Source organism: Nostoc sp. C052, assembly GCF_013393905.1.
Classification (GTDB): Bacteria; Cyanobacteriota; Cyanobacteriia; order Cyanobacteriales; family Nostocaceae; genus Nostoc.
The window spans coordinates 4,333,815-4,357,350 of the sequence record NZ_CP040272.1 but is presented as its reverse complement, the minus strand read 5'-3'; the positions used below and the strand labels follow the sequence as shown (position 1 = coordinate 4,357,350).

Annotated in this window: 22 protein-coding genes and 1 tRNA gene; 7 read left to right on the top strand and 16 right to left on the bottom strand. The window is 41.7% G+C overall.

Annotated elements, in window-relative coordinates:
• Positions 1–8: 8 nt before the first annotated feature.
• Positions 9–632 carry a sigma-70 family RNA polymerase sigma factor gene (locus FD723_RS17735; protein WP_179066496.1) on the bottom strand — a complete coding sequence of 208 codons (624 nt, stop codon included), beginning with the start codon at positions 630–632 and terminating at the stop codon, positions 9–11.
• Positions 633–828: 196 nt separating this feature from the next.
• Here FD723_RS17735 and FD723_RS17730 point away from each other — a divergent pair, with 196 nt between their 5' ends.
• Positions 829–1,425, top strand: a complete 597-nt coding sequence (locus tag FD723_RS17730) for a glyoxalase-like domain protein (protein WP_179066495.1) — start codon at positions 829–831, stop codon at positions 1,423–1,425.
• An 86-nt stretch (positions 1,426–1,511) separates the two neighbouring features.
• Here the strand turns inward: FD723_RS17730 and FD723_RS17725 are convergent, their stop codons facing one another.
• The 5 genes from FD723_RS17725 to FD723_RS17705 all read right to left on the bottom strand — a co-directional run bounded on the left by FD723_RS17725 (position 1,512) and on the right by FD723_RS17705 (position 6,954).
• Positions 1,512–4,457, bottom strand: a complete 2,946-nt coding sequence (locus tag FD723_RS17725; protein ID WP_179066494.1) for a CHAT domain-containing protein — start codon at positions 4,455–4,457, stop codon at positions 1,512–1,514.
• Between the two features lie 17 nt (positions 4,458–4,474).
• Entirely contained in the window at positions 4,475–4,951 is a 477-nt protein-coding gene (locus tag FD723_RS17720) for a hypothetical protein (RefSeq protein WP_179066493.1), read from the bottom strand.
• Positions 4,952–5,015: 64 nt separating this feature from the next.
• Positions 5,016–5,711 (bottom strand): hypothetical protein, encoded by a 696-nt coding sequence (locus tag FD723_RS17715; RefSeq protein ID WP_179066492.1) that lies wholly within the window; start codon positions 5,709–5,711, stop codon positions 5,016–5,018.
• 134 nt (positions 5,712–5,845) lie between these two features.
• Positions 5,846–6,550, bottom strand: coding sequence for a helix-turn-helix domain-containing protein (locus FD723_RS17710; protein ID WP_179066491.1), 705 nt, complete (start codon positions 6,548–6,550; stop codon positions 5,846–5,848).
• Positions 6,550–6,954 (bottom strand): type II toxin-antitoxin system RelE/ParE family toxin, encoded by a 405-nt coding sequence (locus FD723_RS17705; RefSeq protein WP_179066490.1) that lies wholly within the window; start codon positions 6,952–6,954, stop codon positions 6,550–6,552. Before FD723_RS17705 ends, FD723_RS17710 begins: the two co-directional genes overlap by 1 nt.
• A gap of 146 nt (positions 6,955–7,100) precedes the next feature.
• On the opposite strand from FD723_RS17705, the gene FD723_RS17700 reads away from it, so the two are divergent.
• Positions 7,101–7,667 carry a Uma2 family endonuclease gene (locus FD723_RS17700; protein WP_179066489.1) on the top strand — a complete coding sequence of 189 codons (567 nt, stop codon included), beginning with the start codon at positions 7,101–7,103 and terminating at the stop codon, positions 7,665–7,667.
• Between the two features lie 17 nt (positions 7,668–7,684).
• On the opposite strand, the gene FD723_RS17695 is transcribed toward FD723_RS17700, so the two are convergent.
• From FD723_RS17695 to pstS, 5 genes are all read right to left on the bottom strand, one after another.
• A complete protein-coding gene (locus FD723_RS17695) occupies positions 7,685–7,966 on the bottom strand; it encodes a hypothetical protein (protein WP_179066488.1) in 282 nt (93 codons plus the stop codon).
• A 121-nt stretch (positions 7,967–8,087) separates the two neighbouring features.
• Entirely contained in the window at positions 8,088–8,894 is an 807-nt protein-coding gene (pstB, locus tag FD723_RS17690; RefSeq protein WP_179066487.1) for a phosphate ABC transporter ATP-binding protein PstB, read from the bottom strand.
• A 57-nt stretch (positions 8,895–8,951) separates the two neighbouring features.
• Positions 8,952–9,833: a phosphate ABC transporter permease PstA gene (gene pstA, locus FD723_RS17685; protein ID WP_179066486.1), complete on the bottom strand. Its 882-nt coding sequence runs from the start codon at positions 9,831–9,833 to the stop codon at positions 8,952–8,954.
• 19 nt (positions 9,834–9,852) lie between these two features.
• Entirely contained in the window at positions 9,853–10,803 is a 951-nt protein-coding gene (gene pstC / locus FD723_RS17680; protein WP_179066485.1) for a phosphate ABC transporter permease subunit PstC, read from the bottom strand.
• A 143-nt stretch (positions 10,804–10,946) separates the two neighbouring features.
• Positions 10,947–12,128 (bottom strand): phosphate ABC transporter substrate-binding protein PstS, encoded by a 1,182-nt coding sequence (gene pstS / locus FD723_RS17675; protein WP_179066484.1) that lies wholly within the window; start codon positions 12,126–12,128, stop codon positions 10,947–10,949.
• A gap of 873 nt (positions 12,129–13,001) precedes the next feature.
• On the opposite strand from pstS, the gene FD723_RS17670 reads away from it, so the two are divergent.
• Both FD723_RS17670 and lspA read left to right on the top strand, forming a co-directional pair.
• A complete protein-coding gene (locus FD723_RS17670) occupies positions 13,002–13,589 on the top strand; it encodes a biotin transporter BioY (protein ID WP_179066483.1) in 588 nt (195 codons plus the stop codon).
• 93 nt (positions 13,590–13,682) lie between these two features.
• Positions 13,683–14,159 (top strand): signal peptidase II, encoded by a 477-nt coding sequence (gene lspA, locus FD723_RS17665; RefSeq protein ID WP_179066482.1) that lies wholly within the window; start codon positions 13,683–13,685, stop codon positions 14,157–14,159.
• 207 nt (positions 14,160–14,366) lie between these two features.
• Here lspA and FD723_RS17660 read toward each other — a convergent pair whose 3' ends face one another.
• On the bottom strand, positions 14,367–15,005 hold the full coding sequence (locus tag FD723_RS17660; protein ID WP_179066481.1) for a hypothetical protein: 639 nt from the start codon (positions 15,003–15,005) through the stop codon (positions 14,367–14,369).
• Positions 15,006–15,439: 434 nt separating this feature from the next.
• Between FD723_RS17660 and FD723_RS17655 the strand changes: the two genes are divergently transcribed.
• Positions 15,440–17,707 (top strand): transglycosylase domain-containing protein, encoded by a 2,268-nt coding sequence (locus tag FD723_RS17655; RefSeq protein ID WP_179066480.1) that lies wholly within the window; start codon positions 15,440–15,442, stop codon positions 17,705–17,707.
• Positions 17,708–17,817: 110 nt separating this feature from the next.
• Here FD723_RS17655 and FD723_RS17650 read toward each other — a convergent pair whose 3' ends face one another.
• Together FD723_RS17650 and FD723_RS17645 are read right to left on the bottom strand one after the other, a co-directional pair.
• Complete coding sequence (locus tag FD723_RS17650) at positions 17,818–19,254, bottom strand: DUF4335 domain-containing protein (protein WP_179066479.1); 1,437 nt, start codon at positions 19,252–19,254, stop codon at positions 17,818–17,820.
• Positions 19,251–19,877, bottom strand: a complete 627-nt coding sequence (locus tag FD723_RS17645; RefSeq protein WP_179066478.1) for a DUF3038 domain-containing protein — start codon at positions 19,875–19,877, stop codon at positions 19,251–19,253. The genes FD723_RS17650 and FD723_RS17645 overlap by 4 nt, the downstream gene beginning before the upstream one ends.
• Positions 19,878–20,304: 427 nt before the next feature.
• Here FD723_RS17645 and FD723_RS17640 point away from each other — a divergent pair, with 427 nt between their 5' ends.
• Together FD723_RS17640 and FD723_RS17635 are read left to right on the top strand one after the other, a co-directional pair.
• The gene (locus FD723_RS17640) at positions 20,305–20,823 is read left to right on the top strand and encodes an adenine phosphoribosyltransferase (protein ID WP_179069185.1); all 519 of its coding nucleotides are present in this window, start codon (positions 20,305–20,307) and stop codon (positions 20,821–20,823) included.
• Between the two features lie 99 nt (positions 20,824–20,922).
• Positions 20,923–21,969, top strand: a complete 1,047-nt coding sequence (locus FD723_RS17635) for an ABC transporter permease (RefSeq protein WP_179066477.1) — start codon at positions 20,923–20,925, stop codon at positions 21,967–21,969.
• A gap of 199 nt (positions 21,970–22,168) precedes the next feature.
• Here the strand turns inward: FD723_RS17635 and FD723_RS17630 are convergent.
• Together FD723_RS17630 and FD723_RS17625 are read right to left on the bottom strand one after the other, a co-directional pair.
• Positions 22,169–22,239 (bottom strand) — tRNA-Gly (locus FD723_RS17630).
• A 56-nt stretch (positions 22,240–22,295) separates the two neighbouring features.
• On the bottom strand, positions 22,296–23,483 hold the full coding sequence (locus FD723_RS17625; RefSeq protein WP_179066476.1) for a hypothetical protein: 1,188 nt from the start codon (positions 23,481–23,483) through the stop codon (positions 22,296–22,298).
• Positions 23,484–23,536: the final 53 nt, after the last annotated feature.

Sequence of the window (23,536 nt, the reverse complement as noted above, 5' to 3'; positions counted from 1 at the left end):
AGCTATGATTAAGCGAAATCTTCCCCAAAGTAGATAGCGCGGATATCTGCGGGTAATTTGTCCTCTAGCATACGATAGCCTTCCTGAAGAAAATTGGCTACAACACTCGGAGCGATCGCTTCTCCTTCGGCTTGGAGATAGGCAGCGATTCTAGTTTCGCTCCAGTGGAAAGTTTGAGACATTAACACGATTAATCGTAAAATTGGTGGTAGTTGGTCTAACGCCTGTTCTACATAGCACCATAGCGGTGGCGAAGTCGCTTGCAGAGAATAATGAATTGCTTCTGTGGGTGGTAATTTAATCTCGTTAATACAGAAAGCTGTCATATTAATTAACCAATTTTGCATGGTTAAGGCTTCCTCGCCGGATTCAGAGTCAGTTAATTTAAGTCCACCGAGTTCGTAATAGATATGTCGCCAAGTGAGGGCAAACAGATAATCTGCTTGCACAGGCGATCGCGCCGAATGCCGAATTAAGGTATAGACTATAGGGCTATAGCGGCAAAAAATTACCGTAAAGTACTTTCCGGCATCTGGATAGCGCTGAAACAGAGTCAGTAGTTCATGGTCACTGTGATGGAAGAGCGACTTCACTAGCGGGTGATTAGCTTCCGTAAAATGAGGAATTTGCATGAGCCTTGCGATTGATAATTGTTAAAATAGTTTTGGGAATTGCACTCCCCTAGTTAATCGCATAATATCTTGGTGTTGTTCAGTTTGTAGATGAGACTCAGACTACTTGAGTATTGATAAACTAGAAACAAGGACTTAATTTTAGTCTTAATCGACAGTCATAAAATCAACTACCTTATAGAATCCTTATTTGTTCATGGTTATAGCAGCTAGTGTGATATCGTTTCTGGTCAGTCCCCTTACTTTAGGCTCCTTTCTGCCTTCCCTGCCCTTGGATAGCCTATTTTCCACCCAAGGCATTATGGTAATGCTGCTAGCAGCTTACGCTGGTGCAATGTGGATGTTTCTCACCAGTGCGCCAAAAGTACACACTGTAATGGTGTCAGATTTGGAAATTGCCCGACAGTTGTATGAAGGGCTGCTAGATTTGCCGGCAGCTGAAGTGCCATTGCACTACTACTACAACTACGAACAAACTATAGGCGCAACTGGCATCGATCCGCTATATATGTCTACTGGGCCGAGCTTGTCTGGTAAAATGATGAATAATGCCAACGATGGGCTGTGGTATCAATTGAAGAAAAACACCCAGCTACACGTTATTACTGGCGCAAGCTTAGGTAGCAAAAATCAGCAACGCCACGTTTGTTTTGACCACGACTGCCTGGAAATGATTTTAATGCGAGTCGAAACGCGCGGTTTGAAATTGAAGATTCGTAACCACAAACCCCTGAATTTTTTAGTCAAGGACTATGAAGGGCGGGTTATTGAGGTAGCTGAGGTAGCGAATTAGTTCTGAGATTTTAAGATTATTTTAGGTTGGGTGGGGCGTAGCTTGCCGCAGTAGGCATCGCTCCACCCAATATTTATTTATATTTATCACCGTAAACCGTAGCAAATAAAAGCAGCCCAGTAGTGAGGATGTGAAAAGGGGAATTGCTCTATGGAATTTTCTAGCACCTCAATCTGATTTTTAAGCTTCCGGTAGTTTATAAATTTCTGAGTCCATTTTAACCACTCTGCGGAACCTCGTTTGTATTGGCTTCTTTTATTCTGCGCTTCTTCATATTCAGTTTTTGCGTGATTGTATAGTTTTTTAATATCCTCCCACCTCAAGAATTCTTCTTTTTTAAGTTCACGCAGTTTGATTTGTGCTTTCTGTAATGCTTCAGGACGGTTTCTACCTTCTTGTCGCTGCTGATAATAAAAAATGGAAAATAATGCTGTAGCTAAATCATTGACTGACCACAAAGTACTAACTACGCTTCTAGCACCCGCACACAAAAAGCCTGTGGAGAGAGTAAAAATATCATCAGTTAGAGAAGGAATACCCAAATTAGTTTCGCAGCAAGACAGAAACACTTCTACAAGTTGAGGTAAACGCCAGTTTGGTGTCATCAACTGCCCCAAGGTGATGCTACCATCAGCTAATTTTAACTGTGATTCTAAGGGATTATCGAGGCGAGATTGGGCATGATGGCAGGAATGAAGTACTTGAACTTGTTGTGCTAATTGTCGATAGTTGTTAGAGGTAGCTTGACTGCTGCCAATTAATCTATTTTCTGGTGGAATGTTATACATTTTGGCGAGTTTTTCGCCTTCAAATCTGGCACAGGGAAGGTTATCTTCGGCATCTTCCACAGTTCCATATTGTAGAGATATATCATTAAATGTACCTACAATATCACGTTGTTGACAAAATTCTAAAATTTGGCAGCTTGGGGTATAACGAATGAGAAATTTATCTCCTAAATATTCCTGATATTCTCCTGTAGGCAAAGCGGCGAAGGGAATCTGATGTAGTAACAGATGAGGGACTAAAATTAATTCTTCTATTCCTTGAAGATGTTCAGATATGAGTTCAGATATTTGTAGGCGTTCAGCTAGTTCGTGGAGAATACTATTAATTTGAGTTTCCCATTTTTGGGAATCATTCATATAAGGCAATAACCAATTCTGGTTAATCCACCCTTGCAACGTATTTAAGCCTTGTCCTGTGCAGGTGTGGAGAGCAATCTGGTTTTGCTGGACGACAAAAATATGGGTGTCGCTGTTGGTAGTGTAGAAACTGAGGATAGCTGTATTTGGTTGATCAATTAGCCTTTGAATTTCTGACAAACTGAGGGGGTTAACTTGAATTTCGCCAGCTAATACGGGATCTTCGCGTCTGAGATTTTCCCAAACTTGTTGTTTTTGGGTTTCTAAAGATGCGATCGCTTCATTATAAGCTTCCCAAGCAGCACGTGTTTCACTACGGCTATTTTCAGATTTATGGCTTTGGCGTTCTTGGTCAATTTGCTGTTGCAGTTCTTCATACTGCTGCAATAATTCTTGGACTTTTGGGGGAATTTCTTCGCCTTGAGAGAGGTTGTAGCTTGCCATTAAGTCTACCAGGCGTTTGGAACGCGATCGCTCGGAGTATTCAAAAGCTTTTTCTATTTGTCCAGCATTGATGCAAGCTTGCACCATGTTTTGGTAGATACCAATAGATTTCGCCAGAATTTCTTGACGGTGTAATTCAGATTTTGCCCAAGTACGGCTGGTTTCTACGGCTTCAATGGCAATACTATAGCCCTGCATAGCTTCTGACCATAATTCCGCGTTAAAGGTCATATTAGCTAGATTAGATGCAGAGTTGACGCACATAATCGGAAATGCAGTATGTGTGTAGACTTTTAGTGCTGACTTAAACTGCTCTATTGCCTCATCAATTTGTCCTTTATCACGGTAGGCAGCACCTAAATTATTTTGCGTGCTTGCCCATTCTTCGGGAAAATCTTCTATTGTACGAACTTCCAACGCTTGTTCATAATAGCAGATAGCTGATTCTAGATTTTGTACCTTATCGCCATAAATCCGATTACAGTAAGCATTGCCCAAATTATCTTGGATTTTCGCCCAATATTGGGGAAAGAAATATCGTGTAAATACTTGCAATGCTAATTCGTAACTTTTGATAGCTTGTTCAATATTATCCGCTCTATCAATACCAATCATCTTGCAGTAGGCATTGCCCAGATTGATTTTAATTCCGGCCCATCTTTGAGGAAATGTATGCTGATTATATATTTCCAAAGCATTTTGATAGCAAATAATCGACATACCCAAATTCTCGAATTGATCGCCGTAACTTCTTTCAAGATAGGCATTTCCCAAATTACTCTGTGTATCTGCCCACCTTTCCGGAAATTTTTCCCGGTTGTACACTTGCAAGGCATTTTGATAGCAAATGATAGCAGTTTCTAAATTATCGAATCGATCACCACGAATTCTGTCAAGATAGGCATTTCCTAAATTACTTTGTATATCTGCCCACCTTTCCGGAAATTTTTTATGGTTATACACTTGTAAGGCATTCTGATAGCAAATAATCGCTGTCTCCAAATTTTTGGCTCGTTCTCCACGTAGCCTTCTACAGTATGCATTGCCCAGACTGTTTTGGGCAGTAGCCCATTCTTCTTGATATACTTTGTGGCTGAAAACACTTTCAACCATTTGGTAGCCAACGATAGCAATTTCCAAATTAATAGCTGGAAACCCCAAGGAAAAATCCTGAATAAAATTGCTGAAGTTGACAATATCTACTGCCATTGCATATGCTTTTTCTGTATCTACTCTAGACAGAGTATTTAATGCCCAACTTCGCCAGACTTTAATCAGCTTATCATCCAGTTTGTTCAGGTTAGTTTGCAGTAATGAAGAGATTGCCTGGAAGTTCCCGTTGCTGTTGTGTGTTACCTGCAATACCTCAAGCAAGAAATCGAGATAGTATTTGTGGTTTTGTCTTCCTTTTTTTTGTTTTTGAGTACCGAATCCTTTTGCCATCTTAATTCAGCTATTTTCTATTTATAGTTATCAAACATTTCTGCCAACTTCTCTAGCAATTCTTCAGCTAAATCCAATAACTCAATTTCATCAATTTCATCACTAGTTCCGCGATTACTTTCTGCAACCGCCACATTACCTGCTAATACATTTTTAACCCCAAAAATTCGATCTTCTTCTTTCGAGACCCTCAAACACCTTTCCAACTCAACAGCAATCTCTTGGAGCGATTTATCTTTTAGCAGCTTTCTTACTCTCACCGCTACTAAGTCATCACTTTGCAGGAAATTAGTCACTAATTCTACAAAATTTTGCTGCCCATTTTCGTCTTCTCCCCATGTTTCTAGCCAATCTTCATCAACATCATCACAATATAAATGAGCAGCTTCAAGCCCATACTTCATGATGTCATCCTGCACTTTTTGCGCCGCTTCTACAGCTTGTAAAAAGTTGTCTAATCTCTGTTGCCTGTCAGATTGTTTTTCCTGAACCATAAGGACTCACTTTGTTAAGTAATAACGTGGTTATACAAATCCAGTAAATGCAATTGACCGACAACTATAAATTAAATTTTAAATAACTACCTATACTGAGATTATCGCTGTTATATAATAATATGTTGACTATCTGATTGACAAAATCAGTTGCACGGGGATTGTAACTTAAAAATAATCCTCTATCTATTGCCCAAAAAATTAGTGTATTTTCCCAATGATCAAACTTTTCTTGAGAAAATTCTTCTGAGACGCTAGTGAGTTGAATACATAGTGGACTCTTTTGCGTACTGCTAACAATTATATCAGTTGCCATAGACAGGTCTGCAACATATCGTAATACAGTCGTACCGCCACAACTTTTAATATTATTAGCAATAGAGCCAATTAATTTGGCATCCTCCTGATTGAACTCCCCCGCCATCAGTTTTCGTCTCCAGATATAAAATTTAGGGTCGTTTCCACTCAACCATTTAGGAAACAAGTAGCCATACCAATATTTTAAAGTTGGATTCAGTACTCTTAACGCTGATTGCTGCTCTTCTTCAGATGGTAATGATTTAAGTTTCAGCCAAACTTCAGCGTCTTGAATCATTTGTTGCAAAAACAAGATGACAAATCTTTTAGCAGTCAGCGAACCCGGTTTGATATCTTTCACCCAGCGATTAATCTCTTCTAACCTTTTCGCTAAACCAGGATCTATAATAGATGCTTCCTCTATTAGTAATGTTAATTGTGTTTTAATTTCTTTGGCTTGCAAATAATGGTAAACCTCAAATCTGGAGTAAGTCGCTAAAATTTTAAAATTATTTTATCAGTCTAAGTGATAAGTAGAAAACTCTCTATCTTTAGATTAGAGATGTAACACCAAGGTAGACTGTAGTCTGTATCATCCTAAATATCTGCCAACTTTTCTAGTAATTCTTCAGCCAAATCCAACAACTCAATCTCATCAACTTCATCACTACTTCCACGATTACTTTCTCCACACGCCACATTAGCAGCCAAAACATTTTTCACAGCAAAAATCCTATCTTCTTCAGATAGACTCAAACATTTTTTCAACTCTACAGCAACTTCTTGGATTGTTCTTGAACCTAAACGCGCTCTTACTTTCACCGCCACCAAATCGTCACTTTCAAGTAGTTTTACCAAAGCTGTTCTCAGTCCATCATCCTCACCAGAAAACTTCTCAACAGCGACACGCACATATTCCCGCACGCTCATGTTTGCCGCCAATGCTTTTTGGAAAACTACATCTGGTACATCTACCAGCAACACACCTTCGTTATCACTAGCTTGATATAAGTCATCACCTTGTTTGACGGCTACCAGCAAATCTGCACCCAAGGTATGTAAATAGTGCAACACTGATTCCAACTCATGTTCCTTTAATGCCGACTCCAACTTGGACACAGCCGCTTGCTTCACTCCCAGTTTTTGGGCTAACTGTGCCTGAGTCAATCCTGCTTTATTACGTATTTCCCGCATCGCATCAGTAAGATATAGACGCAGATACTCTAACTTTCCCGCCAGAATCACTTCTGGATCGTCGCTTACCTTCTGCTGCAACCAAGTTTGAAAATTAGGTTTTTTCATCAATTTTCCCTCTGCTGCAATTCACGTAATCTTACTCTTGCAGGCTCTTTGTCTCTATCTTTAATAGCGTTGTCATATTTCTTCATAAAAGCGCGCAGCACTACAAACCGTTGAGGAGTAGCAGCCGTTAATATAAACCGTGGATTATGTTCGCTCTTGGTCATACGTAACTCATACAGGTCATCTTCGAGTTTCTCAAAGATGCCACTGGTGAGTGATGCGAGTCCTTTATTACACAGGTAGCCAAGGTTAACTTGCAAACGCCTAGTTTCTGAAGGACTCAGTAATGGCTTTGGTGGATTTTCTGGTTGCTCCTCTTCAGGAATCATCCTAATGAAAAAAGCAAGCAAATCTTTGGGGATTTCTCCATTGACATCTTGATAAAGTTCCCAAGTCCAATTCACTTCCTACCTCAAACTATAGTATTCCTTATAAGGAATGTCAATATATTATTCTTTATAAGGAATATCGCATAGATTATGGGAATGCAACTAAAATGTTCAATTTCCACTCAGGCTAAAATAGGTAAATCCCCTAACAGAGATGATTTATGAACCAGCCGATATCTGAGAGAGTGCGCTGGACTACCGCCGATTTAGAGTTGTTTCCAGATAACGGGAATCGCTATGAAATTATTGACGGAGAATTGTTTGTGACTAAAGCGCCCCACTGGAAGCATCAAAAAACTTGTGTCAGAATTAGTACTTCCTTGGATAACTGGTCACAAACTACTGGTCTGGGAGAAGTTGTGACGGCTCCAGGAATAATTTTTGGCGACAATGATAATGTTATTCCCGATGTTGTCTGGGCTAGCAACGAGAGATTACCCCTACTTTTAGACGAAGCGGGGCATTTGACTGGTGCGCCAGAACTGGTTGTAGAGGTGCTATCTGCTGGTAGTGAAAACGAAAAACGGGACAGAGAACTAAAACTTAAGCTCTACTCATCACGAGGAGTCAGAGAATATTGGATTGTAGATTGGCGTAAGCAACAGGTGGAAGTATATCGACGCGAACAAGCGAGTTTAAAATTAGTTGCTACGTTATTCAATGGCGATCAATTGAGTTCACCCATATTACCTAATTTTACTTGTGCGATCGCACAAGTATTTAAATAATAAAAATTACGAATTAGTTAATTGTGCTGTAAAAACTCAACTTTGGGTAATAGCGGGTCAGTTACAATACCCACACCGTTAAAACCCCAACGTTTAAGCAAATTTCCCAACTGTGTACGCGCAATAGATTCTACAGCAAAGCGATTTGCCACTTCTGCTGCATGGGTGTTGAGATAGCTGAGAGCGTCAAAGTTTTCCTGAAACAGCAATAAATAACCCGAAGTTTTGGCATCAGGACGAGCGATGAGATAATTACCGTCAGTTTTTGAGCGCACCAAGTAATAGACTTCGGACTGCATGGAGATGAGGTTCGTTTACGAAGAAAAAAGTCTTCAAATAAAAAAACATAGAGGAATATCGAACATCTTTAATTTCCGAGTATCCCTCATTGCTTTAATATCAACAATGTAAAATAAATATTTATCCAAATTTGCCACTGACGTAATCTCTGGTTTCTTCTTGCTTAGGATTGTTGAAAATTAATTCTGTTGCATCATACTCTACCATATAGCCGCTACGGGTTCCTTTCTCTGAAGTCCGAACATTAAAAAAGGCTGTCTTATCAGAAACACGTGCTGCTTGCTGCATGTTATGGGTGACAATGACGATCGTATATTGCTCTTTAAGTTCGTGAATCAGTTCTTCAACACGTAAAGTGGAAATGGGGTCAAGAGCGGAGCAAGGCTCATCCATGAGTATAATTTCAGGTTGGACTGCGATCGCACGAGCAATACATAATCTCTGTTGTTGTCCACCAGATAAAGACGAGCCACTTTGATGTAGTTTATCCTTGACTTCATCCCACAAAGCTGCTTTTTTGAGACTGCTTTCTACCAATTCATCGAAATCACCTTTGTAGCCGTTGATTTTAGCTCCAAAAGTAATATTGTCATGAATTGACTTGGGAAATGGGTTTGGTCTTTGAAACACCATCCCAATTCTCCGACGCACTTCTACAGGGTCGATATCGGGTGCATACAAATTTTTATCGTAAAAAAGTATCTTACCTTCTGCCCGAAATGACTCAATCAAGTCATTGAGGCGGTTATAGCATCGCAACAATGTACTTTTACCACAACCAGAAGGGCCGATAAAAGCTGTCACCTGATTTTTTGGTATATCTAGCCAAATATTCTGTAAGGCTAAAAACTTGCCGTAGTAAATATTGAGATTTTCAGTGCGTAAAACGGTTTCAGTGTCATTCACTGTCCTAGTGTTGGTAGCCATAAATTAAATTTAGTGTTGATTTTAGCGATGGGGATTTGCACTGTGGATGGTTGTTTACTAAGCTTTTTTGCGAGTTGCCCAGCGAGCAATGATACTTGTGATTAGAACCATCAATACCAAAATCAAAGATGCTGCCCAAGCTAGAGATTGCCAATTTTTAAATGGGGAAATAGCATATTTGTAAACCAAGACAGCCAGAGAAGCTGTTGGTTGGAATAAGCTATCTGGCCAAAAGTTAGAAAATAAAGCAGTAAATAGCAATGGTGCGGTTTCTCCAGATGCTCTGGCGATCGCTAGCGTTGCCCCAGTTACAATAGCTGGTAAGGCTGCTGGTAAAACTACTTGACTTACCGTTTGAAAGTTAGTCGCTCCCAACCCTACAGAAGCTTGTCGCAAATCTTGCGATACTAACTGCAACGCTTCATCAGTCGTTCTCAGAATAATGGGCAACATCAAAATTGCCAGTGCAAACCCTCCACCAAGAGCTGAATACGATCCTAAGTTCAATTTTACCAGTGTTAAAACTACAATCCCATAAGCAAATACCCCAGCAATAATCGAGGGGACTCCACTCAATACGTTAGCTGCAAAACGTACCCATCTAGCAACTCTCGCTGAACTAAATTCTGTAATGTAAATCGCCCCCAAAACTCCAAAGGGGATGCTAATCAAGGCAGCAATTCCTACCATTACTAGTGTGCCTAAAATTGCATTACCAAAGCCTCCTCCCTTTTGTAGAGCTTTGGGTGGGAGTTCGACAAACACGGCCAGATTCAGACTGCTAAAGCCTTTAATAATAACGTAAGAAAGTACTGCTAGCAAAGGTAAAAGAGCCAATACTCCGCAGGTAAATGCAACTACGGTCATCACTGTATTAAACAGTGTCCTTTGAGACATGGGGGAGCGAGTTAAACTGCGCTCTGGAAAATTAGAAGTCATAATTTAACCAAAAACTAAGCTATATTCGCTTGACTCTCATAACGATCAACTCTGCCAGAATATTGACTACCAGTGTCAAGAAAAATAGAACTAAAGCCGCGTACATTAAAGCCGCAACTTGCAAGCCACTAGCTTCTGAGAATTGATTTGCCAGTAGAGAAGAAATCGTATTGGCTGGTGCTAAAAGAGAGAGACTGATGTTGTTGGAGTTGCCAATTAACATCGTGACAGCCATTGTTTCCCCCATTGCCCGGCCGAGTCCTAGCATCACAGCACTAACTATCCCCGAAAAGGCTGCTGGGATCAGAACTTGCAAAATTGTTTCCCAGCGGGTTGCTCCGAGCCCTATAGAGGCTTGCCGCAAACTAGGAGGTACAGAAATCAGGGCATCGCGGGATAAAGCTGTGATAATAGGCAAAGTCATAATCGCTAAAATGACTCCCGCGGGTAACATCCCTGGGCCTGTAGGAGAAGTGCTAAAAAATGGCAGCCAGCCAAAGTAACCATTAAGCCATTTTCCCAAGTTGGTTAAGATTGGTACCAAAACAAAAATCCCCCACACGCCGTAGACAACGCTGGGAATAGCTGCAAGTAGTTCTACTGCGAAAACCAGTACCAGCTTCACTTTCGCAGGTAAAAAATCTTCACTTAGGACAATCGCAGTACCAACCCCAATTGGTACTGCAATCAGCAGGCCAATAAAAGAACTCAAGAGAGTTCCATAGATTTGAGGTAGCACCCCATAGCTATCATTAACCGGGTTCCAAGTAGTGTTGACTAAAAAGCCAGCACCAAACTTTTGAATAGCAGGCCAAGAGCCAATTGCAACCTGTGACCCGATCCATAATAAAGTACCAGCAACGCCAAAGGCGAAAATTTTAGTCAGCCAAATAAAACCCTGATCTAGGGACTTTTCTGCGCCAGAGCGATTTTTCATCGCTGATGACAGATTTTGAGAATTTGTAGTCATGAATACCGACTTTCACAATTAAATCAGAGAAAAATATGGGAGGCAAACATATTGAGTAAAATTGTCGCCTCATCATCTATTTAAACTAAATACAATAGTAACTCCGTATTCAAAGTTACTACTGGATATCTGTGTTTGATTGCTTACTTGCTAGCGCTACTACCACTGGCGACAGAAATTTTATACTCTGGACTAATTTGGTCAGCCGCCGCCGCTACCTTTGTGATGACGTTTGCAGGTAGAGGAACATACCCTAGTGCAGTAGCCTGTTTCTGACCATCAGTTAAAGCGTATTCGATCGCAGCTTCGATCGCCTTAGCTTTTGCGGCATTAGGATATTTCTTGTAAGCCAAAATCCAGGTGTAAGTAACGATTGGATAGGAATCAGCCCCTTCGGGATCAGAAATGAAGGCGCGGAGGTCTGGAGGTAAAGTTACTGATTCCAGAGTTTTAGAGGCTGACTCTTCACTAGGTACAATAAACTTACCAGCCTTGTTTTCTAAAGCAGCAAACTTGAGACTATTTTGTTTGGCATAGCCGTACTCGACATAACCAATAGAACCTTGAGTTTGTTGAATTTGGGCGGTAACACCCTCATTACCCTTAGCACCAACTCCCACAGGCCAGTTGACAGTTTTGCCCTCACCAACTTTACTCTTCCACTCCGGGCTAATAGCGCTGAGGTGTTTGGTAAACACGCCTGTAGTTCCGCTACCATCGGAACGATAAACAACTGTGATGGCTTCCTTCGGAAGTTTTGCACCTGGGTTAGCCTTGGCAATTTGGGCATCATCCCAAGATTTGATTTTGCCTAGTAAAATATCAGCGTAAACGGCTCGTGGAAGCTTGAGTTCTGGAACATCAGGCAAGTTGTAACTTAGCACGATGCTACCAGCAGTCACAGGCAGTAAAATTACGCCCTTATCTGCTGGTACTTTCTGGATTTCTTCATCCTTCATCGCCACATCACTAGCACCAAAGTCTACAGTGCCTTTGATAAATTGCTCAACTCCAGCACCGCTACCAACTGATGCATAGTCAACTTGCAGATTTGGATATTTTTTATTTAAATCTGTAAACCAGGTATCGTATAGTGGTGCAGGGAAAGACGCACCAGCCCCAGTTAACTTTACGGTTCCGCCAAGGTCTAATTTAGCTGGGCTAGAGGCAGTAGTATCTGTAGCAGTGCCAGAAGGCGTTTCCTTGGTGGCTGTACTATCTGGTGTTTGCTGTCCGCCACAAGCTGCTAGGCTGATTGTCAGTGCTAACACTGAAATTGAACCTGTGAGGCGATGAGTTTTTATTGCACTAAGACGTAAGAGCATCGCTATCAATTTTTTAGTAAGTTTTCAGGTAAGCGTTTCTAAGATACTCCTAAAGCACAACAATAAAGATTAACGATAGGTTAACAGAACAAAAAATACTTGTTTTTTTTTGATGAAGAACAAACGCTTATTCCTAGTTTCTCTTGCTAAATTTTATACTCTTGCTTGAAATTTAACTTACAGATAGTACTATATTAAGTTGATTATACGTATTTACAAAACTTTATCATTAGAGTAAGTTCGTTGGTCAAGTCATGAAAAAAGTTTATATAAACCTCATGTATGTTGAAACCTAGAGTTTTGTAAAAGATATATTTATGTAGGTTGGGTGGAGTGAAACGCAACCCAACATTACCACCAAATTTTATGTTGGGTTCGGCTATCGCTGCACCCAACCTACAAAACTACGGTTCTCAAGGTAGACGAGGTTTAGCAGCTTGCAAGTAAATGAGGTACAAAATACGGGACTCCAAATCAGATATACTTATCTCTTGCTCCAAGCTTTAGTAGTATTTTTTGCCTGTATGCAATTTTCTGTCTGTATTGAACTAAACTGGAATCACTATACTTGCTAAGTATTTTGTATCTAAATTTAGATAATACTCGAAAACAAGAGTATAAACACTATAAAAAATAATATTTATTTTACGGCACTCTAAGTAAAATACCATATTTAGAATACACCTCAGTCAATAAAATCAGATAATAGACACCTCAGCCACAATTCGCAGAACTGAAAAATTACATACATACTGAAAAGGCAAAAGAAAATATGCTAGTTCTTAAGATGTCAGCACAGATTTCATTTCAATATTAATGAACATACTATTTGCTGCTAGTTTTCCCTTTTGCTTTTCCTTAATTGCCTGATAAATGTTTGCTGCTTCCAATCAATTACTATGGTCTATGATTGGCTTACTCCTGACAATGGGTGGTACTTTCCTAGAAGTTTATGGCATTACCTTTCCTTGGACTTGGAGTCAGCACGGAATTCAGACTTTTTCTTTAGGTGTCACTTTTCAAATTGGCGCAGTGTTGTTGGTGGGTTGTTTAGGGGGCAAAAATGCCGGTGCGCTCTCACAAATCGCCTATTTAGTCATGGGGTTAACCTTACTACCAGTATTTGCCGATGGTGGCGGTATTGGTTATATCAAGCTATCTCAGTTTGGCTATCTACTAGGCTTCATTCCTGGAGCTTGGATTTGTGGTTTGTTCGCCTTTAAAGCTAGACCTCGACTAGAAACTCTTGCCTTTAGCTGCATCTGTGGCTTGTTAACTCTCCACATCTGCGGTATTACTTATTTGATTATTAGCTATCTTTTTCAGTGGAAAGGTACAGAAAATCTACCCTTAATGCAAGCAATCCTCAGATACTCCTGGTTTGCGCTACCAGGTCAACTAACTGTGGTCTGTGCAGTTAGTGTAATAGCATATATATTGCGTCACTTAATGTTTTATTAGTTCATGTTATTTGTCCTTTGTCATTTGTCAAAAGCTCATGACCAACGACCAATGACTAATGACCAATGACCAATGACCAATGACTAATTCACCATGCATTTAAAAAATCGTCTTTTCTGGATCGCTGCCTTCATCGCTTTTTTCTTAGACCAAATAACAAAGTACTGGATAGTACAAAGCTTTAGCTTGGGGCAGACACTACCACTCTTACCTGGGATATTTCACTTTACCTATGTCACTAACACTGGTGCTGCGTTTAGTCTGTTAAGTGGGAAAGTAGAGTGGTTGCGCTGGTTATCTTTAGGAGTGAGTTTAGTATTGATAGCATTGGCGCTGGTTGGCCCAACGTTAAATTTGTGGGATCAGTTAGGCTATGGCTTGATTTTAGGTGGAGCTATGGGCAACGGTATCGATCGTTTTGTTTTAGGCTATGTCGTTGATTTTCTTGATTTTCGCCTGATTAACTTTGCTGTATTTAATGTGGCAGATTCATTTATCAGTATTGGTATTGTTTGCCTGTTAATTGCTTCCTTGCAAAAAACACCTACTTCAACTGGCAGATTGCATTAAACTATTAAGCCTGGGATTAATCATCCCAGGCTTTTAATTAGTGAAACCCTTGCTCAGTCTTATATGCGAAGACTTTATCTATAAGGTTTCAGCGATTTTTATTTTTTACCTGACACCAGTTTGAATAACTGGTGCAAGAGGTTAAAAAAGACGCACAGGCGATCGCTGATGGCAAACTAGTATTTAGATTATGCACCAGCTTTTAATTTAATTACCTGTGGTAGGAGTTTTTGGCACACTAGAGCCAGGAGTACTGGGAGTTGGTTCGATACTACTGCCAGGAGTGCCAGGAGTACCAGGTTGTTCAGGTGGAGTTGAGCTACCTGGTTCGGTAGTGCTGCCAGGAGTGCTAGGTTGTTCAGGTGTTGAGCTACCTGGCGCTGGAGTTAAGTTACTAGGAGCGCCGGGTGCTGGTGGGGTAATGCTACCTGGTGCTGGAGTGCTTTCGGGAGCGCCGGGTGCTGGTGGGGTAATGCTACCTGGTGCTGGGGTTAATTTGCTAGGAGCGCCTGGTGCTGGAGTGCTTTCGGGAGCGCCAGGTGTCGCTGGGGTAACGGTTCCTGGTGCAGTTGTGCTATCAGGTGTTGTGGTTTCGGCTGGTACTGTAGTGCTACTAGGAGCGCTAGGAGTAGCTGCTGTGCCATTGGGACAGCGGGAGTTGAGCGGAAAATACTCGCACAGAATTTTCATACCTTCTGGCGACATCTTGATTTCCGTTGGTGCGCTAGTAGATTCGGTACTAGTAGATTGAGCTATGGGGGATTTACTGGATTCGGCTACAGCAATATTAGTGGTAAGTGCCAAAGATAAAGCTGCACCAATCAGGCTCAGAGATTTTCCCATCATTCTGAAATTAACCTCAACGGAACACTCGGCCCATTAAAACAGACAATGAGATTTAGAAAATCTTCCTAAATGAAGATGTTTAAGTTGGTTTCAGAGTATGTGGATATATAAAATTGGTAAAAATGAAACCTGTTATTTGCTGCTAACTAGTGTTTAAAAATACAATAATCAAAACTGTGCCTGTAGTTATTGAGCTTATAAGAGGAGCCTAAATAGGCCTTTGAGAATAGGAAAAAAATTTATGCTGCTATAAATAAGTGATGAAAATCACAAATCCATACTGTTTGCAATGTAAATTTAAGTATAAATTAAATCAAAAAGTTCCGTATAGCTAATTTATGCTTTGGCTTATGAGTAAAATGATGAAAGACTAACATCTAAAATTGATTGTAATTCGCCCGATTCTTCACTAAAAACTGTGATGTGAATAGCCGATGAGTTCTCCCCAACCCCCTCACAAGCCACAAACGTTAATAGGTCAACTGACTCAAGCAGTACATACGATTCAAGCTAGAGTCGATTTTTCTAAATTGGCGCTCAAGCCTAATGCCAAAGTACCGGAACTTTGGGTGCAGGATGCGGGGGCGGATAAAGCAGAGGTATATCCACTGTTGGGCGATCGCTATATTCTAGGCCGTAGCTCCAAATCCAGCGATATCGTCATCCGTAACCCTGTTGTCAGCCAAATTCACCTGTCGCTATCGCGAAATTCTACTCATAGCACACCAGTTTTTATCATCAAAGATGAAAACTCCACCAATGGTATTTATCGTGGCAAGCGTCGTGTTAGCTCCTTAGAACTGCGTCACGGCGATATTCTAACTCTGGGGCCCCCAGAACTCGCCGCTTCTGTGCGGTTGCAATACGTCGATCCACCAGCATGGTATGTCAAAGCTGCAACTTGGACAGCTTATGGTGTCGGTGGTGTAACTGCCCTATTAATGCTAGTCATTGGCGTCGAATGGCTGAAATTTAAAGTTAAACCTCTACCGACAGCGACACGTGCCCCAGTAGTTGTTTACGCCCGTGATGGAGCCACTCCCTTGAGAGAGCCCCGAACAATCTCTCATGTAGACATGAAGCGATTAGAGGAATTTGGCCCTTATTTGCCCGCTGCCGTAGTAGCTTCAGAGGATACTCGTTATTATTGGCACTTTGGAGTTGACCCTCTGGGTATTTTACGAGCCGTGTTAATCAATAGCCGCAGTGGAGATGTCCAACAAGGAGCCAGTACTGTTACCCAGCAAGTTGCCCGCAGTTTGTTCCGTGAGTATGTAGGCAGACAAGATACCCTTGGACGCAAATTGCGAGAGGCCGTTGTCGCCCTAAAACTCGAAACCTTTTACAGCAAAGATGATATTTTGCTGATGTACTTAAATCGGGTTTTTTTGGGGGGAGATACCTCTGGCTTTGAGGATGCAGCCCGGTATTACTTTGATAAATCGGCTAAAGAATTAACTTTGGCAGAAGCAGCAACATTGGTAGGAATTTTACCTGCTCCTAACGCCTTCGATTTTTGTGGAAATGGGCCAAATAAGCTAGAAGCGGCTGAATACCGGAATCGCGTGATTAAGCGATTGCTGGAGATGGGCAAAATTAAACCAGAGGATGCCAACCGAGCTAGACGCTCCACCGTCCAAATTAGTCCTAAAGTCTGCGAACAACAAGCTAAAACGATCGCACCTTATTTTTACAGTTACGTCTTTTCTGAACTCGAATCAATCTTGGGGGAGGGAGCCGCAAGAGAGGGCAATTATATCATTGAAACCAAGCTCGATCCAGCCATACAGAAACAAGCAGAAGCCGCGTTGAGTAATTCGGTGAACAACTCTGGTAGAAATTTTAATTTTTCTCAAGGGGCGTTAGTTACTCTTGACTCCAGTACAGGGAGCATCCTCGCAATGGTAGGTGGAACTGATTACAAAAAAAGTCAGTTCAATCGTGCTGTTCAAGCCAAAAGACAACCAGGTTCCACCTTCAAAATCTTTGCTTACACTGCCGCTATTCAACAGGGAATTTCACCATCAAAGAGTTATTCCTGCGCTCCTTTAACTTGGCAAGGCTTTACTTATAAACCCTGTCGTTCAAGTGCTGGGAGTTTAGATATTGCCACTGGGCTAGCGCTTTCAGAAAATCCCATTGCTTTGGGAGTTGCTAAAGAAATTGGGCTAGATAAAGTGGTGGCAATGGCGCGGCGTTTAGGGATCAAATCAAACCTCGATCCGGTTCCTGGCTTAGTACTAGGTCAAAGCGTGGTCAATGTTTTGGAAATGACTGGTGCTTTTGGTGCTATTGGTAATCGCGGTGTATCCAATCCTCCCCATGCCATTAGCCGAATTTTAGACAGTGGTGATTGCAGCGATCGCAATGATATCAAAACCTGTCGGGTAATCTACTCTTTCGACCAAGATCCGGCTGCTAACAAACAAGTGCTGACAAATGGTGTCGCCGATGAAATGACTACTTTAATGCGCGGTGTCATCGCCAGAGGTACTGGACGTAGTGCCGCCATTGGACTAGGGGAAGCTGGTAAAACTGGCACGACTGACAAAAACGTTGACTTGTGGTTCATTGGTTTTATCCCCAGTCAGCGACTTGTAACCGGCGTTTGGTTGGGAAACGACAATAATTCCCCGACATCTGGTAGCAGCGCTCAAGCAGCTCAGTTGTGGGGGAATTACATGCGGCGGATTACAAGGTAAAGGGGAGTAGGGAGTAGGGAATAAGGAATAGGGAATAGCAACTTAATTCTCTTCCCAATGCCCAATGCCCACTTTCCCTGAGCGAAGCCGAAGGGATGCCCAATGCCCAATTATTGATATCCCTGCCAAGGAGTAACTTCTAATGTGCCACTAGGCTTGAATATCACTTGGAAGTGAGCCAGAGGTTCTTTGGCATTGGGAGCAGCTACATTTGAACCGTAGATAGCGTTAAACATCTTGGGAAGAGGTGTTTCCCGAAAATAGTCAAAGGCAACTTGGTTGAGTGGTTCATAGTCAGCAATCACACCATCTTTGTTGACTGCTACCCGATATTTCAAATCTCGCGTAAAGGTGGGAGTACCACTCCAGCTTTGGCGAACTGTATTATAAAGCTTTTGATTTAAACCTTTCGTTATTTTAGAATCAGTAATTTTTGCACCGATTACTTCTGGTGTCCTCGCATATCCCCGCCAAGGGCTAACTTGCAGCACACCACTTGTAGTAAATACTATTCGGAATTGGGCGATCGGTTCATTGGAAATGGGAGCGCGGTTAGCAGGATTGTAAAGTAAATTAGGCAGAGGAGTTTGCCCAACTCCTTGATTAGCCTCCTTATTCACCGCCTTATAACCAACGATCGCTCCATCGGCAGCTACACCCAAACGATAGACCAAATCCTGTTGCAATCCTGAACGCTTAGTCCAAGCTGGATGAATTTGGTTATACACTTGACGATTTAATGCACGCAGCTGGGATGGATCGGTAATTTCTGGAACTGTATTTAAAAGTGCTTCTAAATCTTTAACTACTGGCTTTGTTGTATTGGCTGCGGGTGTTGGTGTAGGCGTTGCAGCGGCAATAGGAGTTGTATTCGCTGATACTGGAGGAGTGAGGCTTTTTGTTGTAGAGCTAGTTTGCTCATCTGCCTTAGGCTGTGGTGGACGAATTTGGGGAGGTGGAATCAAGTTAAATGCGATCGCTGCTACTGCTAAACTTGATACTCCCACAGCCGCAGGAACAGCCTGCCTGATCAAAGCCTGACTAGCACCGCCATAGCGTCTAGTAACCGGTTGTAGTTCTAGAGATAATTCTGGTAAAGTCTGGCTATCAGCAAAAAACTGATCTACTGCTTCTACTAAATCAAACAACTGCACTGTATTCAAATCTATTTCAATCGGCGGACGTTTGGAATTTTTAGAGTGAGACTCAAATCCCTCTGGAGCGCCTTCTGAATGTATGATTAACCGATGTCGGTTGCTGTCGATTTTCTGAAACTCTACTAGCTCCGATTCCTGATTGTGTGCTTGCGGATTCGGTACACTACTTAAAAATTCTTGGGCGTAGCCACTAACAGCCCTTACCAAACTTTCAAAAAATTCCCGTCCTCCCGTTAAGGGTTGATTGTAACCAGATAAATAACATTCTGCATTTACCAATATTGACAATTCCGGGCGCATTTCCTGGAACTGTGTAGCCCTAGTGACATCACTTAACCCTTCTAAAAGAAGTGTACAATTAGGTAGACTATACTTACGTTGAATATTCATTCCACTTCACCGTCAAAAAGACTAATCCAGAACCGCTGCATTCCAGCCGTACCAGTACAAAATAGTAATTGTCCTAACAAATTTATCGCTAGTGCATCTAATTTCTCATCAGAAGTTAATGCTAGTACACCAGAACGCCGAGCATTCATCCGGCTTTTAAAATGCGCTCTAAACCGCTCTAGATAATTAGATAGACGCAAATTCTGTTCTAATGGAATCTGCTTCTCTTCCATTTGTTGACATATCATTAATAACTGGCGGATGACAACAGTTAAACGCCGCGCTATGTAGCAAGCAATGACCACCAGAGCTTTGGCTTCCATAATAGTTAAGGGACGGCGTATATGCGCTCTTCGTAGCGGGTTAGAGCTACGCATCCGCCATAAATTTACCCTGTCTTTAACAATTCCTTTAAGATCCAACTCTTGAGCAAAAGCCAGGATTGCTTCTGAACCACCAAGCTCTAAAGCTTCAATTGCCAGTAAAATCAGGTCAATTTGCAGCCTGGTTCTCCGAGGACAGGTTTTGGAAGCGATCGCCGGATCTGGTAAAGTGTCCAAAATCATCGGCACTGAGTCTTGGGTTGGACTGTTGAACGGCGTTAAACTTGCTGAGACATTCATTCTATAAATACCTTATGCGGTTCCAACAGACTAGATAAAACAAATTTAAGGTCGGTAGTCAAGACTTGAGCGTTAGACTTGTAGCAGTATCATGACTACCTGATATATACATTACTTAACTCTTTCTATTGAAAGTTTTCCCTATATTGAAATCAAAATTTTAAAACATCACTAAATTCACCCCATTTATTAATGCAAGACCTTTTCTAGCTTGGTTTAGATTCTAATTATCGTCAATAAATGGCGAAACTTCAGCCTCGACCCCCAGCGTATGACATTATAGTGTACGATTTTTCAGGTATCTGAAATTAGGGATTGGAGATTGGAGACTGGAGACTGGGATAGTTATGAATTTAAATTAATAACTCCTCACTCCTCACTCCTAACTTTCCCCATTCCCCATTCCCTACTCCCCATTCCCCATGTTATGGATTTAAAGTCTCTCGTTCGTGACATCCCAGATTTCCCGAAACCCGGAATTTTATTTCGGGATATTACTACGTTACTGCGCGATCCCGAAGGACTGCGCTACACTATTGACTTTTTAACACAAAAATGCAGCGAAACTGGAATAGCTGTAGATTATGTCATTGGCATAGAGTCGAGGGGATTCATTTTTGGTTCACCTCTGGCTTATAAGTTAGGAGCTGGTTTTATTCCCATTCGCAAAAGAGGTAAGTTACCGGCAGTCGTTCACTCAATTGAATATGAACTAGAGTATGGTACAGACTGCTTAGAAGTGCATCAAGACGCTTTACACCAAGGTAGCCGAGTTTTGATCGTGGACGATTTGATTGCCACAGGTGGAACTGCAAGTGCTACAGCAAAGTTGGTGCAGAAAATTGGCTGCGAACTAGTAGGATTTGGGTTTATTATCGAGCTACGGGATTTACAAGGGCGTACACATTTGCCGGATGTGCCAATTATCTCTTTAATTGAATATTAGTCATTGGTCATTGGTCATTGGTCAATAGAAAAACAAGTGACAAAGGACAAAGGACAAGTGACAAAGGAAAAGTGACAAAGGACAAAGGACAAAAGATAAATGACATCTACAAAACTTTCCTTGGAGACAGGTCGGGATTGGCTAATCAGGCTAGTCACGAGCGAAACTTTTGTTTATGTAGGAAAGCGGCTATTGCAGGCACTCCTGACTTTGTTGTTGGCGTCAGCTTTGTCGTTTTTTATCATTCAACTCGCTCCCGGTGATTATGTAGATACGCTACGGCAAAATCCGAAGATATCTCCAGAAAGAATTGCGGAAATCAAGCGGCAGTTTGGCTTAGATAAGTCTTGGCCAGAGCAATTTTGGCTATGGCTATGGCGAATTTTGACCAAAGGGGATTTTGGCACAAGTTTTATTTATCAGCGTTCAGTGGCATCGCTGTTGTGGGAACGAGTACCAGCAACTTTGTTATTAGCGATCGCATCTTTAATTGTCACATGGGCGATCGCCATCCCACTGGGGATTTTTGCCGCTGTTAAACAAAATAAACCAGCAGACCGGATTCTACAGGTGATCAGTTACGCTGGACAAGGCTTTCCCAGTTTCATCACTGCCTTAGCGCTGCTGGTTTTAGCCCAAATCACCTCGCCGCTATTCCCAGTGGGTAGTATGACTAGCATTAATCACTCAGAACTATCATGGTTTGGCAGAATCTTAGATATCGGCTGGCACATGATTTTACCCACAATCGCACTCTCAATTACAAGTTTTGCTGGTTTGCAACGCATCACTCGCGGCGAATTATTGGATGTGCTGCGTCAAGATTACATCCAAACGGCTCGTGCGAAAGGTCTGCCAGAAAACCGCGTCATCTACGTTCATGCACTCCGCAACGCTATAAATCCCTTAATTACCTTATTGGGTTTTGAGTTAGCTGGTTTATTAAATGGTGCTTTCATCGCCGAATTTTTCTTCAACTGGCCCGGTTTAGGGAGATTAGCTTTACAGGCTTTACAAGCTCAAGATTTATATTTATTAATGGCAAGCTTATTAATGGGCGCAGTATTGCTGATTGTTGGCAATTTAATCGCCGACTTGATGCTCAAAGCAGCCGATCCACGCATTCGCCTAGAAAACCTCAATTAGCGTAGCAGCAATTCTAAATTCAGAAAATCAAGAAGCATTGGGTGACTCCCACACCTGCATTTATCACCTTGCCTGAAATTTTGCTGCTCTGAGTCTTTCAAAACCAATTGACGGATAAATCTCTTGTAGAGACGGCAATTTATCGCGTCTCCCTAACCTTATTTATGGCACTAGTTAGTATATTTGAGGGTTTTTTCTAAGCGGGCGGCGGGAATCGAACCCGCATTAATAGCTTGGAAGGCTATAGTTTTACCACTAAACTACGCCCGCGTATTTCCAACCCTATGAATTTAACATAGCTTAGGTGAAAAATCAAGCATTTAGTTTTAATTGGCAGTTTGGATTGTGACTCTGATATACAGATTGCTCAAGTCTGGTTTTTTGCCATCGTTATTGTGAGCAGGAAGAAAGTTTTCTGTTTTGAAAACTTCCTTGAGGACTTGCTCGTATGTGCTTTTTTCACTTTGCAGTGCTACTGGTTGTATTTCTAGAACTACAGCCTCTATAGAGTTACCCTTGCTATCAATTATTAAGCTAGCCAAGAGCTGTGCTGGTTTAAGTCCAGAATTCTGGACAAGAAAACTTGAGTCTAATTGTTTTGTGTTGCTTCCCTTGTATAAAGCGATAACGTCGGGTAAAACATCTTGTCGAAATCCTCTTGATTGTATCAAGCTAATCATTTCATCTCTAGATAAAGGAGCTACTATTGCTACCGATGCTCCCCCAGTAGAAGCTGGTGGAGTTTCCCTAGTCGGAGTTGCTGGAGTTTCTCTAGTAGAAGCTGGTGGAGTTTCTCTAGTCGGAGTTGCTGGAGTTTCCCTATTTTCAGGTTCTAAAACTGGTCGATTTGATGGAATACCTGCTGTTAGTGGTCTTCCCTTTCCCAGTTTGATTTCTTGACGGCGCTTCCAAGGTAAATTACCAACTGGAACTGTAGGTGTTGGTTTTGGCGTGGCTGTAGGCGTTGGTTTTGGCGTGGCTGTAGGTTTTGGTTTTGGCGTGGCTGTAGGTTTTGGTTTTGGCGTGGCTGTAGGCGTTGGTTTTGGTATGGCTGTAGGCGTTGGTTTTGGCGTGGGAATTATCTGTCGTCTAAAGAGTTTGCGATTAGTTTGAGAAGCGTCAGTTCGGCTCTTTTTCTGGGGATTATCCGTAGAATTTATGACGCCAAAATCTTGATTTCTGGGCGTAGTTCGTCCTGTCTGTAGTGGACGTGCTACTGGTACAGACTTTTGAGGTAAAGATAGTGGCTTTGATGAAACTGTTTTGGCTGTTGATTTTGATTTGATTATTGATTTTGTTTTGGGAGCAATGTCTATCAATTCAATGGGAACAGCAGATTGACTTTGTTGGGGAAACCACAGACTAAATACATTAGATGAGCGCATCAGCCAGAACACCAGTAAGTGCAGAGAGACTGAACCGACAACAACAGAAATCCACAAACCTGGTGGATCGGTGTGTCGTCTCCAGACCTTGGCTGGAATTGGAGTTTTGTCTGCAACCGATGGTGTCATATTATATAAACTGGATATGATTAGGCACTCTTACTCATTGATAATGCTTTCAA

Excerpts from the sequence above, each read along its gene's own strand:
- FD723_RS17735 (WP_179066496.1), bottom strand. The coding sequence starts at position 632 with ATGCAAATTCCTCATTTTACGGAAGCTAATCACCCGCTAGTGAAGTCG.
- FD723_RS17730 (WP_179066495.1), top strand. The coding sequence starts at position 829 with ATGGTTATAGCAGCTAGTGTGATATCGTTTCTGGTCAGTCCCCTTACT.
- FD723_RS17725 (WP_179066494.1), bottom strand. The coding sequence starts at position 4,457 with ATGGCAAAAGGATTCGGTACTCAAAAACAAAAAAAAGGAAGACAAAAC.
- FD723_RS17720 (WP_179066493.1), bottom strand. The coding sequence starts at position 4,951 with ATGGTTCAGGAAAAACAATCTGACAGGCAACAGAGATTAGACAACTTT.
- FD723_RS17710 (WP_179066491.1), bottom strand. The coding sequence starts at position 6,550 with ATGAAAAAACCTAATTTTCAAACTTGGTTGCAGCAGAAGGTAAGCGAC.
- FD723_RS17700 (WP_179066489.1), top strand. The coding sequence starts at position 7,101 with ATGAACCAGCCGATATCTGAGAGAGTGCGCTGGACTACCGCCGATTTA.
- FD723_RS17695 (WP_179066488.1), bottom strand. The coding sequence starts at position 7,966 with ATGCAGTCCGAAGTCTATTACTTGGTGCGCTCAAAAACTGACGGTAAT.
- pstB (WP_179066487.1), bottom strand. The coding sequence starts at position 8,894 with ATGGCTACCAACACTAGGACAGTGAATGACACTGAAACCGTTTTACGC.
- pstA (WP_179066486.1), bottom strand. The coding sequence starts at position 9,833 with ATGACTTCTAATTTTCCAGAGCGCAGTTTAACTCGCTCCCCCATGTCT.
- pstC (WP_179066485.1), bottom strand. The coding sequence starts at position 10,803 with ATGACTACAAATTCTCAAAATCTGTCATCAGCGATGAAAAATCGCTCT.
- pstS (WP_179066484.1), bottom strand. The coding sequence starts at position 12,128 with ATGCTCTTACGTCTTAGTGCAATAAAAACTCATCGCCTCACAGGTTCA.
- FD723_RS17670 (WP_179066483.1), top strand. The coding sequence starts at position 13,002 with ATGTTTGCTGCTTCCAATCAATTACTATGGTCTATGATTGGCTTACTC.
- lspA (WP_179066482.1), top strand. The coding sequence starts at position 13,683 with ATGCATTTAAAAAATCGTCTTTTCTGGATCGCTGCCTTCATCGCTTTT.
- FD723_RS17660 (WP_179066481.1), bottom strand. The coding sequence starts at position 15,005 with ATGATGGGAAAATCTCTGAGCCTGATTGGTGCAGCTTTATCTTTGGCA.
- FD723_RS17655 (WP_179066480.1), top strand. The coding sequence starts at position 15,440 with ATGAGTTCTCCCCAACCCCCTCACAAGCCACAAACGTTAATAGGTCAA.
- FD723_RS17650 (WP_179066479.1), bottom strand. The coding sequence starts at position 19,254 with ATGAATATTCAACGTAAGTATAGTCTACCTAATTGTACACTTCTTTTA.
- FD723_RS17645 (WP_179066478.1), bottom strand. The coding sequence starts at position 19,877 with ATGAATGTCTCAGCAAGTTTAACGCCGTTCAACAGTCCAACCCAAGAC.
- FD723_RS17640 (WP_179069185.1), top strand. The coding sequence starts at position 20,305 with ATGGATTTAAAGTCTCTCGTTCGTGACATCCCAGATTTCCCGAAACCC.
- FD723_RS17635 (WP_179066477.1), top strand. The coding sequence starts at position 20,923 with ATGACATCTACAAAACTTTCCTTGGAGACAGGTCGGGATTGGCTAATC.
- FD723_RS17625 (WP_179066476.1), bottom strand. The coding sequence starts at position 23,483 with ATGACACCATCGGTTGCAGACAAAACTCCAATTCCAGCCAAGGTCTGG.